Annotated in this window: 12 protein-coding genes; 3 read left to right on the forward strand and 9 right to left on the reverse strand. The window is 72.8% G+C overall.

The window, feature by feature from the left end; all coding sequences use genetic code 11:
• Positions 1-53: 53 nt before the first annotated feature.
• The 7 genes from OG899_RS17455 to OG899_RS17485 all read right to left on the reverse strand — a co-directional run bounded on the left by OG899_RS17455 (position 54) and on the right by OG899_RS17485 (position 9,416).
• Positions 54-920 carry a siderophore-interacting protein gene (locus OG899_RS17455; RefSeq protein WP_168132371.1) on the reverse strand — a complete coding sequence of 289 codons (867 nt, stop codon included), beginning with the start codon at positions 918-920 and terminating at the stop codon, positions 54-56.
• A gap of 45 nt (positions 921-965) precedes the next feature.
• Positions 966-2,003 carry an ABC transporter substrate-binding protein gene (locus OG899_RS17460; protein ID WP_189427972.1) on the reverse strand — a complete coding sequence of 346 codons (1,038 nt, stop codon included), beginning with the start codon at positions 2,001-2,003 and terminating at the stop codon, positions 966-968.
• Between the two features lie 257 nt (positions 2,004-2,260).
• Positions 2,261-3,400 (reverse strand): PLP-dependent lyase/thiolase, encoded by a 1,140-nt coding sequence (locus tag OG899_RS17465; RefSeq protein WP_125498922.1) that lies wholly within the window; start codon positions 3,398-3,400, stop codon positions 2,261-2,263.
• A 288-nt stretch (positions 3,401-3,688) separates the two neighbouring features.
• On the reverse strand, positions 3,689-4,849 hold the full coding sequence (locus OG899_RS17470; protein ID WP_189427971.1) for an acyl-CoA dehydrogenase family protein: 1,161 nt from the start codon (positions 4,847-4,849) through the stop codon (positions 3,689-3,691).
• A gap of 6 nt (positions 4,850-4,855) precedes the next feature.
• Positions 4,856-5,821, reverse strand: coding sequence for a hydroxymethylglutaryl-CoA lyase (locus OG899_RS17475; RefSeq protein ID WP_125498924.1), 966 nt, complete (start codon positions 5,819-5,821; stop codon positions 4,856-4,858).
• Entirely contained in the window at positions 5,818-7,749 is a 1,932-nt protein-coding gene (locus tag OG899_RS17480) for a biotin carboxylase N-terminal domain-containing protein (RefSeq protein ID WP_125498925.1), read from the reverse strand. The genes OG899_RS17475 and OG899_RS17480 overlap by 4 nt, the downstream gene beginning before the upstream one ends.
• A 14-nt stretch (positions 7,750-7,763) precedes the next feature.
• A complete protein-coding gene (locus tag OG899_RS17485; RefSeq protein ID WP_229814031.1) occupies positions 7,764-9,416 on the reverse strand; it encodes a carboxyl transferase domain-containing protein in 1,653 nt (550 codons plus the stop codon).
• A 112-nt stretch (positions 9,417-9,528) separates the two neighbouring features.
• Between OG899_RS17485 and OG899_RS17490 the strand changes: the two genes are divergently transcribed.
• The 3 genes from OG899_RS17490 to tesB all read left to right on the forward strand — a co-directional run bounded on the left by OG899_RS17490 (position 9,529) and on the right by tesB (position 12,421).
• A complete protein-coding gene (locus tag OG899_RS17490) occupies positions 9,529-10,149 on the forward strand; it encodes a TetR/AcrR family transcriptional regulator (RefSeq protein ID WP_125498926.1) in 621 nt (206 codons plus the stop codon).
• Positions 10,150-10,329: 180 nt separating this feature from the next.
• The gene (locus tag OG899_RS17495; RefSeq protein WP_125498927.1) at positions 10,330-11,487 is read left to right on the forward strand and encodes an acyl-CoA dehydrogenase family protein; all 1,158 of its coding nucleotides are present in this window, start codon (positions 10,330-10,332) and stop codon (positions 11,485-11,487) included.
• A gap of 61 nt (positions 11,488-11,548) precedes the next feature.
• A complete protein-coding gene (tesB, locus tag OG899_RS17500; protein WP_189427970.1) occupies positions 11,549-12,421 on the forward strand; it encodes an acyl-CoA thioesterase II in 873 nt (290 codons plus the stop codon).
• 81 nt (positions 12,422-12,502) lie between these two features.
• On the opposite strand, the gene OG899_RS17505 is transcribed toward tesB, so the two are convergent.
• Positions 12,503-13,291, reverse strand: coding sequence for a phosphatase (locus tag OG899_RS17505; protein ID WP_125498929.1), 789 nt, complete (start codon positions 13,289-13,291; stop codon positions 12,503-12,505).
• A gap of 176 nt (positions 13,292-13,467) precedes the next feature.
• A complete protein-coding gene (locus tag OG899_RS17510; protein WP_125498930.1) occupies positions 13,468-14,952 on the reverse strand; it encodes a PucR family transcriptional regulator in 1,485 nt (494 codons plus the stop codon).
• Between the last annotated feature and the right edge of the window lie 25 nt (positions 14,953-14,977).

Here is a 14,977-nt window from a genome sequence, read left to right on the forward strand (position 1 = left end):
ACAGGGGTCTCCCCTCCGTGAAAGGTGTCACGCCGCAGGTGGTCGCGGGTCCCTCACGCCTGGGTGCGCAGCTGTTCCTCGGTCAGCCCGTGCCGCCAATAGCCGACGAAGGTGATGCGCCGCTTGTCGATCCCGCGCTCGCCGACGAGATGACGGCGCAGCCGCTTGACCCGGCCGGACTCACCCGCGAGCCAGACATAGGGGCGGGCGGAGGGCGGAAGGGCGGTCTCGCTCAGCGGGCCGAGGGCCATGGGGGCGTCCGGGGCGAGGGACGTGTCCCGGACCAGCCAGGTGATCTCGGCGTCGGCGAGGGTGGCGACGTCCTGGATGTCACCGCGGTGCGGCACCTCCAGCCAGGCGCGCACCCGGGTGCCGGCGGGCAGGGACTCCAGGATCGCGGTCGCCGCCGGCACGGCGGTCTCGTCCCCCCACAGCACCACCGGGCCGGTGTCCTCGGGCGGTCGGAAGCGGATCGCCCGGTTGTCCGCGACCGCCGGGCCGAGCAGCAGCACGCGGTCCCCGGCCGCGGCACGGGCGGCCCAGCGGGAGGCCGGGCCGGCCGGACCGGTGGCGCCCGGGCCGATGCCGTGCAGGACGAAGTCGATGTCGATCTCGACGGTGTCGCCGAGCGCGTCGCGGCGCAGCGCGCGCAGGGTGTAGGAACGCATCACCGCCCGCACGTCGTCGGGCAGTTCCCGCCATGCGTGCCACCAGCCGTCACCGTGTTCCAGGGGGACGACGGGCTCGCTCTGGCCGGGGTGCGGCAGGAACAGCGACAGGGACTGGTCGCGCCCGTGGGAGCGCAGGGCGTGCAGATCGGGCCCGGTGAAGGTGATGCGGACCAGAGACGGGCCGAGCCGCCTCGTTCGTCGGACCTGGAGGGAGAAGAAACGGAACGGGGCGGCTACGGCCGTCGTCATGGCTGCTCCTGAGGATGTGTCAGGGGGCGGGATGGCACGCGGGGATCAGGAGACCTTCTTCGCGGTCTCGATGGCCTTGGCGAGGTTCTCCAGCAGCGGGGCGCACTTGTCGTAGGAGAGGATCGGCTCGGTGGTGCGCGGGATGACCTGACCGGCCTTGACCGCGGGCAGGTTCTTCCAGGTCGCCTGGGTGATGTCGGCCGGCTGGATGGCCGAGGAACGGTCGTCCATCATGATGATGTCCGCCGGGTACTTGTCGGCGTTCTCCCAGCTCAGGGACTCGTACCAGCCGCCGCCCTGCTTCTTGGCGCTCTCCGGCGGTTCGACGAGGTTCACGCCGAGGGCCTTGAAGTACTCCAGGTCGATGGAGAGGTTGCTGCCGGAGACATAGAACAGGTCCTGGCTGGCGGAGGCGGCCATCACCTTGATGTCGGGCTTGGCCTTGGCGGCGGCGCGCAGCCGGGCGGCCGCGTCCTCGAACCGCTTCTTGGCCTGCTTGACCTTGTCGGTGGTCACGTCCGCACCGAGCGACTCGGCCAGCGCCTGCATCCGCTGCAGCGGCTCGGGCAGCTGCCGGTCGTAGACGGAGATGCCGACGGTGGGGGCGCCCACCTGCAGGATCTTCTTCACCGACTCCTGCGGGACGTACCACAGGGTGCCGGCGTCGTCGAACATGGTGGAGACGAGCAGGTCGGGCCCCAGGGCCGCGTACTTCTCGATGCTGAACTGGCCGTAGTCGTTGCCGATGACGGTCACCTTGTCGACGGGCAGGTCACCGGCCTGCACATCGGGCTTGCCGCCCTTGGTGATCGTCGGCCCGAAGACGCCCTTGACCTGGATACCGTAGTCGTACAGCGCGGCGGCCACCCCGACGAACGCGACGATGTTCGACGGAACCTTGTCGGCCTTCACGGTCTGGCCGCGGTCGTCCTTGAACGACCAGGCCCCGGACGTGGCCGCCGTCGTGCCGCCGTTTTTCGCGTCGCCGTCACCACAGGCCGCGAGCGCGGCGCCGAGGCCGAGGGCGCCGCCCGCGGTGAGCAGGCCGCGGCGGGTGAGAACAGTGGCACGGGCATTGGACATGGGTATGACTGCTTTCGAACGGGGCGGCATGCCCGCCCGCCGGACAGGTCGAAAGGTAGGTTAGCCTAACCTCATCGCTTGTCCAGAGGGTGGATCGCGCATCGTCCGGATCTTCTGCCCCGAGGGGAGCGGGAAGAGAGCAAGCTCACGCCGACGCCGACGCCGACGCCGACGCCGACGCCGACGCCGGCACGATCGGTCCGCCGGTCGGGGTCACGGATGTCGGACGCCCTGAAGGCAGGTCACAGCCCTCCGACTCACAGCCCCTTGAAGAAGTGGGACGTCGCCACCAGCACGGTGACCGAGTCGTCGCGGACGACGCCCTTCTCCCGCAGCGACGCCAGGGCGGCGAACACGGTGACGCTGCTCCGCTCCCAGACGTGTCCCCGGCGGCACAGCAGGCGGTAGTACGTATCGGCGGTGTCGTCCGGCACCACGGTGGCGGTCCCGCCGGTCAGGGTCACCGCCCGGTGCGCCTGGACGGTGGTGCTGGAGCCCGCGATGGAGGACAGCCGCCCGTGATCGCCGGGGAACCGGTCGGTGACGGCTGCACCGTCCAGCACGGCGGACAGCCGGGGGAACGGCTCCACGAGATGCAGTTTCGGCACGGGCCGACCGGTCACCTGGTGCAGGTCCCAAAAGCCCAGGCAGATACCCCACGCCAGATCCCCTCGGCTCGACGGGACGACGACGTGGTCGACGTCCTCCGGCACCTGGTCGGCGATCTCCCAGGCGATGTGCTTGTAGCCCTCGATGCCCAGGGGGTGGCTGCCGACGACGGGGTCGGTGATGTTCGACACCGTCAGTGTCTCCGGGTCGTCCGCGAGGTCGCGGATGCACCGTAGGCGGTCACGGTCGTCGTCGAAGGTTCTCAGGTCGGCGCCGAGATCGGTGAAGAACCGGCGTGTCGTCTCCGGCAACCACTCGAACGCCGCGACGGTGCAGCGCAGGCCGGCCTCCGCCGCGTAGGCGGCCATGGCCAGACCCGCGTTCCCCGACGAGCCGAGAGCGACCGCCCGGTAGCCCGCGGCCTGCGCGTGCGCTGCCACCACGGCCGCGAAGCGGTCCTTGTGCGACCCTGTCCGCAGCACCGCCTCGTTCTTGACGTACACGTTCGGCTCCCAGGGCAGGAGCGGCGTGGGGCCCTGGTCGGGATCCGGGATGCCGGGGTAGGGGACGCGCTCCGCGAGGGGGGCCTCGTCCGCGTAGCGGCAGAACATGTTGGAGTTGCGTCCCGCCGCGTCGCAGGCGGGACAGCCACGGGGCAGGTCGGCCACCGGGTGGCGGGCCCCGCACTGGATGCACTCCAGGTCGAGCAGGGCCGGGGAGCGTTCCGCCTTCGGCCGGCCGGCGTTCCTGTCAGGGGCCTGGCCCGGGTGTGCGGTCGTGGGGGCCACGCGTTGCCTCCTTCGTCCTCGCTGGAAGGGGAACAGACGTCTCGCTGGCAGCGGACGAACGCAGTGGCGCGGCACGGGGACCGGCTGCCACCACCGGCCGAGGGGCAGGCGAGGCCGCCGCGACGCGCTCCCGCCCGAGACGGGGGCGGCGCACCCGAGCGGAAGCCGGTCCGACGAGCGGGACACCGGTGCCGACGAACGGGGGCCCGCCCGAGGAGGGTCGGCCGGGGCGACGGGCGCAAGCCGGTCCGGGGCGACGCCGTGCGCCCCGGAGCCCTTCGCCGTCCCTCAGCTCGTCAGCCCCAACTCCCGCGCGATCAGCATGCGCTGGACCTCGCTCGTGCCCTCCCCGATCTCCAGGATCTTGGCGTCGCGCCACATCCGGGCCACCGGGTACTCGTTCATGAAACCGTAGCCGCCGTGGACCTGCGTGGCGTCGCGCGCGTTGTCCACCGCGACCGTGGAGGAGTGCAGCTTGGCCAGCGCCGCTTCCTTCTTGAACGGCTCGCCCGCCAGCATCCGGTAGGCCGCGTCCCGCCAGGCCAGCCGGGCGGTGTGGGCCCGCAGCTCCATGTCGGCGATCTTGAACTGGATGGCTTGGTTGGCACCGATCGGCCGGCCGAAGGCGTGCCGCTCCTTGGCGTACTTCACCGACTCGTCCACACAGCCCTGCGCCAGGCCCGTCGCCAGCGCCGCGATCGCGATACGGCCCTCGTCCAGGATGCGCAGGAACTGCGCGTAGCCGCGGCCCTCCTCGCCCAGCAGGTTCTCCGCCGGCACCCGCACGTCCTGGAAGGACAGTTCACGGGTGTCCGAGGCGCACCAGCCGACCTTGGAGTAGGCGGGCGCCACCGTGAAGCCGGGTGTGCCGGACGGGACGATGATCGCCGAGATGAGCGGCTTGCCGTCGGGCTTGCGGCCGGTCACCGCGGTCACCGTCACCAGGCCGGTGATGTCCGTGCCGGAGTTGGTGATGAAGCACTTGGTGCCGTTGATCACCCATTCCCCGGTCTTGTCGTCCCGGCGGGCGGTGGTACGGGTGGCGCCCGCGTCCGAGCCGCCGTCCGGCTCGGTCAGGCCGAACGCGCCCAGGATCTCGCCCGAGCACAGCTTGGGCAGCCACTGCCGCTTCTGCTCCTCGGTGCCGAACAGATGGATGGGCATGGCGCCCAGCGACACCCCGGCCTCCAGGGTGATGGCCACCGAGGAGTCCACCCGCGCCAGCTCCTCCAGCGCGATGCCCAGCGCCAGGTAGTCGCCGCCCATCCCGCCGTACTCCTCCGGGAACGGCAGACCGAACAGCCCCATACGGCCCATCTCGCGGACGATCTCGTACGGGAACTCGTGCCGCTCGTAGAAGTCACCGATCTTGGGCGCCACGACGTCGTGCGCGAACTCCTCCACCGTGCGGCGGAGTTCTTCCAGCTCGGGGGTGAGACGGTGGTTCATGCTCGATCACTGCTCCTTGTGGGAGAGGGCACGCAGGGTGCGCGAGGGACTGGGACGGCCCAGCTGCCCGGCCATCCACGCGCTGGTGGCGACGAGACGGTCCAGGTCGACCCCGGTGTCGATGCCGAGGCCGCGCAGCATCCACACGAGGTCCTCGGTGGCGAGGTTGCCGGTGGCGGATTTCGCGTACGGGCAGCCGCCGAGGCCGCCCGCGGAGGCGTCCACGGTGGTGACGCCGTGCTGGAGCGCGGCCAGGGTGTTGGCGAGGGCCTGGCCGTAGGTGTCGTGGAAGTGCACGCCGAGGGCGCCGGTGGGCACCCCGGCCTCGTTCAGCGCGGTCAGCAGAGCGCGCACCTGGCCGGGGGTGGCGACGCCGATGGTGTCGCCGAGGCTCAGCTCGTCGCAGCCCATGTCCCGCAGCGCCCGGCACACCCGGACCACCTGCTCGACGGGGACCTGACCCTCCCACGGGTCCCCGAAGCACATGGACAGATAGCCGCGCACATGGGCGCCCGCGTCCTTGGCCTGCCGCACCACCGGCTCGAACATGGCCAGGGATTCGTCCACCGTCCGGTTCAGATTGGCCTTCGCGAAGGACTCGGTGGCGCTGGCGAACACGGCGACGCGGGTGGCCTCCAGTGCCAGCGCCCGCTCGAGCCCGCGCGTGTTCGGCACCAGCACGGGCAGTTCCACCGGCAGATCGCGCACCTGCGGGAACAGCTCCTCGGCGTCGGCCAGTTGAGGGACCCAGCGCGGGTGGACGAAGCTGGTCGCCTCGATCGTGGTCAGGCCCGCGTCGGCCAGGCGGCGGATGAACTCCGCCTTCACCTCGGTCGGCACGGTCGCCTTCTCGTTCTGCAGGCCGTCGCGCGGGCCGACCTCGTGGATCCTGACCCGGGAGGGCAGGCCGGGGGCCGGGACGGCCATGGGAAGGCCGAGCGCGAGGGTGCCGCTGTCGCCGGACGTGCTCATGCCGTCTCCTCCTCGGGCTCGATGACCGCCAGCACCTGATCCATGGCGACCGTGGTGCCGGGGGCGACGTCCAGGCGGGTGACCGTGCCGGCGTGCGGGGCGGAGATGACGTGCTCCATCTTCATCGCCTCCACCACCAGCAGGCTCTGCCCGGCGGCCACCCGGTCGCCGACGGCCGCCTTCACCACCGTCACCGTGCCCGGCATGGGCGCGGTCAGCGAGTCGGCGCCACAGTGGGCCGCCCGTTGCAGCGACGCGGCCACCGGGTCGTGGTCCTGCACGTGCCAGGAGTCGCCGTCGCGGCCCAGCCAGTCGCCGGCGCGGTGGAAGGTGTGGCGGACGCCGTCGAGGGTGACGGACACCGTCTCGTCGGTGACGGTGTGGGTGCCGCGCGGGGTGTACTCCACCGGGTCGGTGACCCGCAGATGGAAGGAGACCGGCTCGCTCTCGCCGCCCAGACGCCAGCCGGAGGGCACGGAGAACGGGTCGATCCAGCCGCCGTCGGCCCGGGGTCGCAGTGCGTCGAGCCGTACGGCCGCGGCGGCCTCCCAGACCTCCTCGGGCACCTCGCCGGGGACCAGCTCGTCCACGACGCGCTCCACCAGCCCGGTGTCCAGCTCGCCCGCCACCACGGCCGGGTGGGCCAGCAGCCGGCGCAGGAAACCGGCGTTGGTCTGCACGCCGAGCGTGACCGTCCCCGCCAGGGCGGCGCGCAGTTTCCGCAGCGCGGTCGCCCGGTCGGGGCCGTGGGCGACGACCTTCGACAGCATCGGGTCGTACACGCTGCCGACCTCGGTGCCCTCGCTCAGCCCCGAGTCGGTGCGCACCCCGTCGCCCTGCACCTCGCGCAGCCGCAGCACCGTGCCGCCGGTGGGCAGGAAGCCGCGCGCCGGATCCTCCGCGCACAGCCGGGCCTCGACCGCGTGCCCGGTGAGGACGATGTCCTCCTGGGCGAACGGCAGCCGTTCCCCGGCCGCCACCCGCAGCTGCCATTCCACCAGGTCCAGGCCGGTGACCAGTTCGGTGACCGGGTGCTCCACCTGCAGGCGGGTGTTCATCTCCATGAAGCAGTACGCGGACGGATCGCCGCCGGGGACGATGAACTCCACCGTGCCCGCGCCCCGGTAGCCGCAGGAGCGGGCCGCCTGCACCGCGGCCTCGCCCATCGCGGCCCGCGTCTCCTCGTCCAGGAGCACGCTGGGCGCCTCCTCGACGATCTTCTGGTGGCGGCGCTGCAGGGAGCACTCGCGCTCACCGAGGTGGACGACATTGCCGTGGCCGTCGGCGAGGATCTGGATCTCGATGTGCCGGGGCGTGTCGATCCAGCGCTCGACCAGGAGGGTGTCGTCGCCGAAGGAGGCGCGGGCCTCGCGGCGTGCGGCGGCGATCTCCTCCGCGAGCCGGTGCTCCTCGCGCACCAGCCGCATGCCCTTGCCGCCGCCGCCCGCGGACGGCTTGAGCAGGACCGGCATCCCGATGGCGCGGGCGGCCTCGGCGAGCTGCTCGTCGCTCAGCCCGGTGCCGCTGGAGCCGGGCACCACCGGCACCCCGGCGGCCCGCACCGTCTCCTTGGCGCGGATCTTGTCGCCCATCAGCTCGATCGCGTCCGCCGGCGGTCCGATGAACACCAGCCCGGCCGCCTCGCAGGCACGTGCGAAGCTCGCGTTCTCCGCGAGGAAGCCGTAGCCGGGGTGGACGGCCTGGGCGCCGGTGCGGGCGGCCGCCCGCAGGATGCGCTCGGTGGACAGATAGCTCTCGGCCGCGGCCGCCGGACCGATCCGCACCGCCGTGTCGGCCTCGTGGACATGCCGGGCGTCCGCGTCGGCGTCGGAGTACACGGCCACCGACCGCACGCCCAGGGCGCGCAGGGTGCGGATGACCCGGACGGCGATCTCGCCGCGGTTGGCCACCAGAACTGTCTCGAACATCGACGAGGTCCCCCTCACATCCGGAAGACGCCGAACCGGGGTTCACCCAGCGGGGCGTTGGCGCACACGGTCAGGGCCAGACCCAGCACCTGGCGGGTGTCCAGCGGGTCGATGACCCCGTCGTCCCAGAGCCGGGCGGTGGCGTAGTAGGCGTTCCCCTGCCGCTCGTACTGCGCGCGGATGGGGGCCTTGAAGGACTCCTCCTCCTCGGCGGACCACTCCTCGCCGCGCGCCTGGAGCTGGTCGCGCTTGACGGTGGCGAGCACGGAGGCGGCCTGCTCGCCGCCCATCACGGAGATCTTGGCGTTCGGCCACATCCACAGGAAGCGGGGGGAGTAGGCGCGGCCGCACATCGAGTAGTTGCCCGCGCCGTACGAGCCGCCGACGACGACCGTCAGTTTCGGCACCCGGGTGCAGGCCACCGCCGTGACCATCTTGGCGCCGTGCTTGGCGATGCCGCCCGCCTCGTAGTCGCGGCCCACCATGAAGCCGGAGATGTTCTGCAGGAACACCAGCGGGATCCCGCGCTGGTCGCACAGCTCGACGAAGTGGGCGCCCTTGAGCGCGGACTCGGAGAACAGGATGCCGTTGTTGGCGACGATCCCGACCGGGTGCCCGTGGATCCGGGCGAACCCGGTGACCAGGGTCTGCCCGAACTCGGACTTGAACTCGGCGAACCGCGAGCCGTCCACCACCCGCGCGATGATCTCCCGCACGTCGTAGGGGATGCGCGGATCGACGGGCACCGCGGCGTACAGGCCGCGGGGGTCCGCCTTCGGCTCGACCGGCGCGGTGACCTCCCACGGCGGGGACGAGCCCGCCGGCAGGGTGGAGACGATGGTGCGCACGATCCGCAGGGCGTGGGCGTCGTCCTCGGCGAGGTGGTCGGTGACGCCGGAGACCCGCGAGTGCACCTCGCCGCCGCCCAGCTCCTCCGCGGTGACCACCTCCCCGGTGGCCGCCTTCACCAGCGGCGGGCCGCCCAGGAAGATCGTGCCCTGGTTGCGCACGATCACGGCCTCGTCGCTCATCGCCGGGACGTACGCCCCGCCGGCCGTGCACGATCCCATCACGGCCGCGATCTGCGGGATGCCGGCGGCCGACATCCGGGCCTGGTTGTAGAAGATCCGCCCGAAGTGCTCGCGGTCGGGGAAGACCTCGTCCTGCATCGGCAGGAAGGCACCGCCGGAGTCGACGAGGTAGACGCACGGCAGCCGGTTCTCCAGGGCCACCTCCTGTGCGCGCAGGTGCTTCTTCACCGTCATCGGGTAGTAGGTGCCGCCCTTGACGGTGGCGTCGTTGGCGACGATCACGCACAGGCGGCCGCTGACCCGGCCGATCCCGGTGATGATCCCGGCGGACGGGGCCTGCCCGTCGTACATGCCGTCGGCGGCCAGCGCAGACAGCTCCAGGAACGGCGAACCGGGATCGAGCAGCAGGTTCACGCGGTCGCGCGGGAGCAGCTTGCCGCGCGCGGTGTGCCGTGCCCGCGCCTTCTCGCCCCCGCCGAGCCGGGCGGTGGCGAGCTTGGCGCGCAGCTCCTCCACCAGCGCCAGGTGCGCCTCCTCGTTGGCCTGCCCGGCCTGGGACGCGGGATCGTCCCCGCCGCCCGGACGAACGCGCGCGGGGGCTCCCCCCTCGCTCGTCAGCTCCGGTGCCTCGTGCATCGTTGCGGTCCCCTCACCCGTGGCCGGCGGCCGCCGGCCGGACGTGTTAATGAGCGTTAACGCGCTTCCTTCAGGTTAACGACCGCTAACCCGGCTGTCTAGAATCGTTCTCATGGCCACCCGAACCGACGCCCCCACCCGCCGCGAGCAGATCCTCAAGGAGGCTGCGCGGCTGTTCGCCGAACGCGGCTTCCACGGCGTCGGGGTCGACGAGATAGGCGCCGCCGTGGGCATCAGCGGGCCCGGCCTGTACCGGCACTTCGCGGGCAAGGACGCGATGCTCGCCGAGCTGCTGGTGGGCATCAGCGGCCGGCTGCTGACCGGGGCGAAGCGGCGCGTGGCGGAGGCCGGCGGCACGGCGCGCCCGGAGGCGGTGCTCGACTCGCTCATCGAGGGCCACATCGACTTCGCGCTCGACGACCGCCCTCTGATCACCCTCCACGACCGCGAGCTGGACCGCCTGCGCGACAGCGACCGCAAGCTGGTGCGGCAGCTGCAGCGGCAGTACGTGGAGCTGTGGGTGGAGGTCGTCCGCCAGGTCCACCCCGCCCTGCCCGAGCCCGCCGCCCGGTCGGCCGTCCACTCGGTGTTCGGGCTGCTGAACTCCACGCCGCACCTGGGCCGCCGCGGCTCGCTGCCGGGCCGGGGCGCCACCGCCGAGCTGCTGCACCGGATGGCCAAGGGCGCGTTCGCCGCGGCGGGGGAGGCGGCGGAGTCGCTGGCGGCCGGCTGAGCGGTAGGACGCCTGCGCGGCCCGGGCCGGGGCAGCGGGGCTTCCCCGGCCCGGCCGTCGATCGTGACGAGGGTTACTGCCGCACCCCTTTACCCGTCCACCTACCCGCCGGTACGTTGCTGTGAGCAAGCGCTTAGACAGCCAGCCGGCGGTCCGGACGAGGTACGTGGAGGTGGCGGCGTGCGCCGTACGGTGTTCAACGAGGATCACGAGGCGTTCCGGGAGACCCTGCGCGCCTTCATCGAGGCCGAGGTCGTGCCGGTGTACGACGAGTGGTTCGCCGAGGGCATCGTGCCCCGCGAGTTCTACTACAAGCTTGCCGAGCTGGGCCTGTTCGGCATCACCGTGCCCGAGGAGTACGGCGGGGCCGGCCTGGAGACGCACAAGTTCGAGGCCGTCCAGTACGAGGAGACGGCCCGCGCGGGCGTGACCTTCGGCGGCTCCGGCGTGCACGTGCTGCTCGCGCTGCCCTACATCAAGATGCTCGCCACCGAGGAGCAGAAGCAGCGCTACCTGCCCAAGTTCGTCTCCGGCGAGGAGATGTGGGCCATCGCCATGACCGAGCCGGGCACGGGTTCGGACCTGGCCGGCATGAAGACCACCGCCAAGCTCTCCGAGGACGGCACCCACTACGTCCTCAACGGCGCCAAGACCTTCATCACCGGCGGTGTGCACGCCGACCGGGTCATCGTCTGCGCCCGGACCTCCCCGCCCACCGCCGAGGACCGCCGCTACGGCATCTCCCTGTTCGCCGTGGACACCAAGTCCGAGGGCTACGCCGTGGGCCGCAAGCTGGACAAGCTGGGCCTGCGCACCTCGGACACCGCCGAGCTGTCGTTCACCGACGTCAAGGTGCCCGTCGAGGACCTGCTCGGTGAGGAGAACCAGGGCTTCTACTACCTCGGCAAGAACCTGCCCTCCGAGCGCTGGGGCATCGCCTACGGCGCCTACGCGCAGGCCAAGGCCGCCATCCGGTTCACCAAGCAGTACGTGCAGGAGCGCACCGTCTTCGGCAAGCCGGTCGCCCACTTCCAGAACACCAAGTTCGAGCTGGCCGCCTGCCAGGCCGAGGTGGACGCGGCCGAGGCCGTCGCCGACCGCGCGCTGGAGGCCCTGGACGCCGGCGAGCTGACGCCCGCCGAGGCCGCCTCCGCCAAGCTGTTCTGCACCGAGGTCGCGCACCGCGTGATCGACCGGTGCCTGCAGCTGCACGGCGGCTACGGCTACATGAACGAGTACCCGATCGCCCGCCTGTACGCGGACAACCGCGTGAACCGCATCTACGGCGGCACCAGCGAGATCATGAAGACGATCATCGCCAAGGACATGGGTCTGTAGGACCGGGCCAGGGCCCCGCGCCCGGGATCCGGACGACGTCGGTGCAGGAAACGGCCGGTACATGAGTCAGGCACTTCGGTCCCTGCTCGATCTGCTCGACCTGGAGCGGATCGAGCAGGACATCTTCCGCGGCAGCTCCCGCCCCGCGGTCGTGCCGCGGGTGTTCGGCGGGCAGGTCGCCGCGCAGGCCATGGTCGCCGCGGGGCGCACGGTCCCCGCCGACCGGTTCGCGCACTCGTTGCACGCCTATTTCCTGCGCCCCGGAGACCCGGGCGCGCCCATCGTCTACACCGTCGACCGCATCCGTGACGGCCGCTCCTTCACCACCCGCCGGGTGGTCGCGGTCCAGCACGGGCAGCCGATCTTCCATCTGTCGGCGTCGTTCCAGGTGTACGAGGAGGGCCTGGACCACCAGGCCCCGATGCCGACCGCCCCGGACCCGGAGACCCTGCCGACCTCCCCGGAACGCCTGCGCGGCTACGACCATCTCGCACCCGAGGTGGTGGAACGCTTCCTCCAGGCACGGGAGGCCGTCGACCTGCGGTACGTCGACGAGCCGCCGTACGGGCGGTTCGGCGAGCCGCGCGAGCCGCACTCGCAGGTGTGGTTCCGCACCAACGGCAAGCTCGACGACGACCCGCTGCTCCACGTGGTCCTCGCCACCTACGTCTCCGACATGACCCTGCTGGACTCCGTGCTGCTCGCGCACGGGCGCGGCGGCTGGGCGGTCGGCGACGTGGTCGGGGCCTCGCTGGACCACGCGATGTGGTTCCACCGTCCGTTCCGCGCCGACGAGTGGCTGCTGTACGACCAGCAGTCGCCCTCCGCGTCCGGCGGGCGGGGCCTGGGCCAGGCCCGGATCTACACCCAGGACGGGCGGCTGGCGATCTCGGTGATCCAGGAGGGCGTGGTCCGCGTCCCCCGGCAGCGCTGAGCCGCAGCCGGCCCTGGACGGCCCATCCGGACCGGCCCCCGGACCAGCCCCGCCCGGCCCCCGGACCAGCCCCGCCCGGTTCTAGGCCAGCCCCGCCTGGTGCAGCAGATACGCCGTCATCGGGTCGTAGTAGCGGGGGCTGGCCACATGGTCGTCGAGCGGCACCGTCACCTGCACGGTTCCCTCGGCCTCCGCGAGGAACAGCGCCGGGTCGTTGCAGTCGGCGTAGCCGACGCTGTCCACGCCGAGCTGCCCGGCGCAGCCCGCCCAGCCGTGGTCGGCGACCACCAGGTCCGGCAGCGGGCGGCCCGCGCGCTGCAGCCCGGTGAGGATCGCGCGCATCGGCTCACCGGAGTGGGTGTGCCACAGCGAGGCACCGTGCTCCAGGACCGCCACGTCGGCGAACTGCACCACATAGCCCTCGTCGGTCTGCAGATGGTCGGGGATGACGACGATCTCGCAGCCGGCGGCGCGCAGCGCGGCGGCCGTGGCGCGGTGCACGTCGAGCAGGCCGCCGGGGTGCCCGGTGGCCAGCAGCACCCGCTGTCCGCCCTCGGCGGCCTTGCGCAGCCGGGCGGCCATCCGCTCCAGGGCGGCCACGGTCAGCTCCGGGTCGATGGTGTCCTGGCCGTGCCGGTGCTCCGGGTCGTCGCTGACCCCCACCCGCTCGGCCATCACCGCGAGCACGTCCTGCTCGTCGCTCCACCGGTCGCCGAGTTCCAGGCCCAGCCAGTAGTTGCGGTCCCCGTTGGCCAGCGCGCGGTAGTGGGCGAGGTTGTTCTCGCGCGGCGTGGCGACCTGCCCGGCGATGCGGGTCCGCACGAGGTGGTCGATGAGCGCGTCACGGCTGGGTGTCCCGGATATCGGCATGGTCCCCATTGTGAGGCAGCACCCCGCGCTCGTCCCGGCCGTCCCGGCCGCTGGGACGTGTCTCACGCCGTCCGGACGGACGACCTCGTACCGGACGCCGTCGGACGTGCCGAGGACCGTCGGACGTGCGGAGGGCCGTCGGACGTGCGGAGGGCCGTCGGACGTGCCGGACGCCGTCAGAGGTGGCGCAGGGCGAACCACAGCTCCATGCGGACGTCCGGGTCGTCCAGGTCCGCCTTCAGCAGGGCGGCGCAGCGGGCGATGCGCTGCCGGACGGTGTTGCGGTGCAGGCCGAGCGCGGCGGCGGTGCGGTCCCACCCGCCGTGCAGGGACAGCCAGGTGCGCAAGGTCTCGGTCAGCGCGGGCGTGAGAGGGGACAGCAGCGCACGGGCGTGGGCCGCCGCCCGGTCGGCCGGCACCAGCCCGGTCAGGCCGTGGCCGAGGCCGCCGTGGGTCACCAGCGCGGTGCGGGTGGCGAGAGCGCGGGCCAGGGCGGCGGACGCCTGGGTGTCGGCGGTCGGCCAGTCCCGCGGCCCGACCGGGGAGCTGACCCCCAGCGTCCAGCCCGGCACCGCGCTCACCTCGCGTCCGGCGGGCACCAGGACCCGGACCACGCCGTCGGCGAGGTCGGTCAGCGGGGAGCCGAGCGCGGCGCCCAGCGCCGAGGCGGCCACCTCGTCGGCGGCCCGCACGGCCGGGCGTGCGTGCACCACCACCCACCGGTCGGCCCCCAGCAGCGGTGCCACCTCCTCGGGCCCGGCCCCCAGCAGCAGCCGGACCAGCGCGGACGTCGGGGCCGGCCCGGTGCCGCCGTGGTGCCCGCCGGTCAGCAGGGACAGCAGCACCACGGCCACCGAGGCGACGGTGTGGTCGCCCGCGGCGCGGTGCGCGGAGGCGACGGCGAGCACGAAGCCCTCCCCGGCGCCGAGGGCGTAGGCGGACAGGTGCAGCCCGGCCACCGTGTCCGTCGCCGAGGACCGGGCCCGGCCGGTGACCGTGCGGGCCAGCGCGTCCAGTGCCTCCCGCACCGCCGGCGGATGCGGCGCGCGGCCCTGCTCGGTGAGGCGGGTGCCGTCCGGTCCGTAGAGCACGGCGCGGCCGTCCACGTGCCGGGCCAGCCGACGCAGCACCGAGGGCACCGGGCCGGGGCGGGAGGCGGCGGCCGCCAGCGACTGCACGGCCTCGGTGACCCGGCGCAGCTCGGCCAGCCGGGCCTGCGCCATCAGCTGCCACACCGCGCGGGCCACCGCCGCGAACGTGGTGTGCGGCGGCACCTCGACCAGCGGCAGCCGGTGCCGGGCGCAGGCCGCCACCAGCGCCTCGGGCACCGTGTCGTGCACCGGGGTGACACCGAAGCCGAGGGCCGCCCCGCCGGCCGCGGTGATCCGGGAGACATAGGTGTCGAAGTACGGTGACCGGTCGTCGGCGGTCGCCTCCGGCGGGATGTGCAGGCCCGCGGTCAGCAGCAGCTCGCCGCCGAGGAGATAGGGGTACGGGTCGGTCATCTCCGAGGCGTGCGCGCTGTACAGGACGGCCTCCTCCGGGCCGGCGAGCGGCCGCAGCGCCAGATCCGTGCGGGCGAGCAGCGCCGACAGCTCGACCGGCGGGGTCGGCGGGAGCGAGGGACGGGACGAGTCGGAGGGGGACCGCGGGTCCGGCATCTGTGCACATCCTCCTTTCCGGCGC

It is taken from the genome of Streptomyces thermoviolaceus (genome assembly GCF_045209695.1).
GTDB lineage: Bacteria > Actinomycetota > Actinomycetes > Streptomycetales > Streptomycetaceae > Streptomyces > Streptomyces thermoviolaceus.

What these genes read in the sequence shown, in the direction of transcription:
- OG899_RS17475 (WP_125498924.1), bottom strand. Translation starts at nt 5,821, where the DNA reads ATGAGCACGTCCGGCGACAGCGGCACCCTCGCGCTCGGCCTTCCCATG.
- OG899_RS17485 (WP_229814031.1), bottom strand. Translation starts at nt 9,416, where the DNA reads ATGCACGAGGCACCGGAGCTGACGAGCGAGGGGGGAGCCCCCGCGCGC.
- OG899_RS17470 (WP_189427971.1), bottom strand. Translation starts at nt 4,849, where the DNA reads ATGAACCACCGTCTCACCCCCGAGCTGGAAGAACTCCGCCGCACGGTG.
- OG899_RS17460 (WP_189427972.1), bottom strand. Translation starts at nt 2,003, where the DNA reads ATGTCCAATGCCCGTGCCACTGTTCTCACCCGCCGCGGCCTGCTCACC.
- tesB (WP_189427970.1), top strand. Translation starts at nt 11,549, where the DNA reads ATGAGTCAGGCACTTCGGTCCCTGCTCGATCTGCTCGACCTGGAGCGG.
- OG899_RS17490 (WP_125498926.1), top strand. Translation starts at nt 9,529, where the DNA reads ATGGCCACCCGAACCGACGCCCCCACCCGCCGCGAGCAGATCCTCAAG.
- OG899_RS17480 (WP_125498925.1), bottom strand. Translation starts at nt 7,749, where the DNA reads ATGTTCGAGACAGTTCTGGTGGCCAACCGCGGCGAGATCGCCGTCCGG.
- OG899_RS17455 (WP_168132371.1), bottom strand. Translation starts at nt 920, where the DNA reads ATGACGACGGCCGTAGCCGCCCCGTTCCGTTTCTTCTCCCTCCAGGTC.
- OG899_RS17510 (WP_125498930.1), bottom strand. Translation starts at nt 14,952, where the DNA reads ATGCCGGACCCGCGGTCCCCCTCCGACTCGTCCCGTCCCTCGCTCCCG.
- OG899_RS17505 (WP_125498929.1), bottom strand. Translation starts at nt 13,291, where the DNA reads ATGCCGATATCCGGGACACCCAGCCGTGACGCGCTCATCGACCACCTC.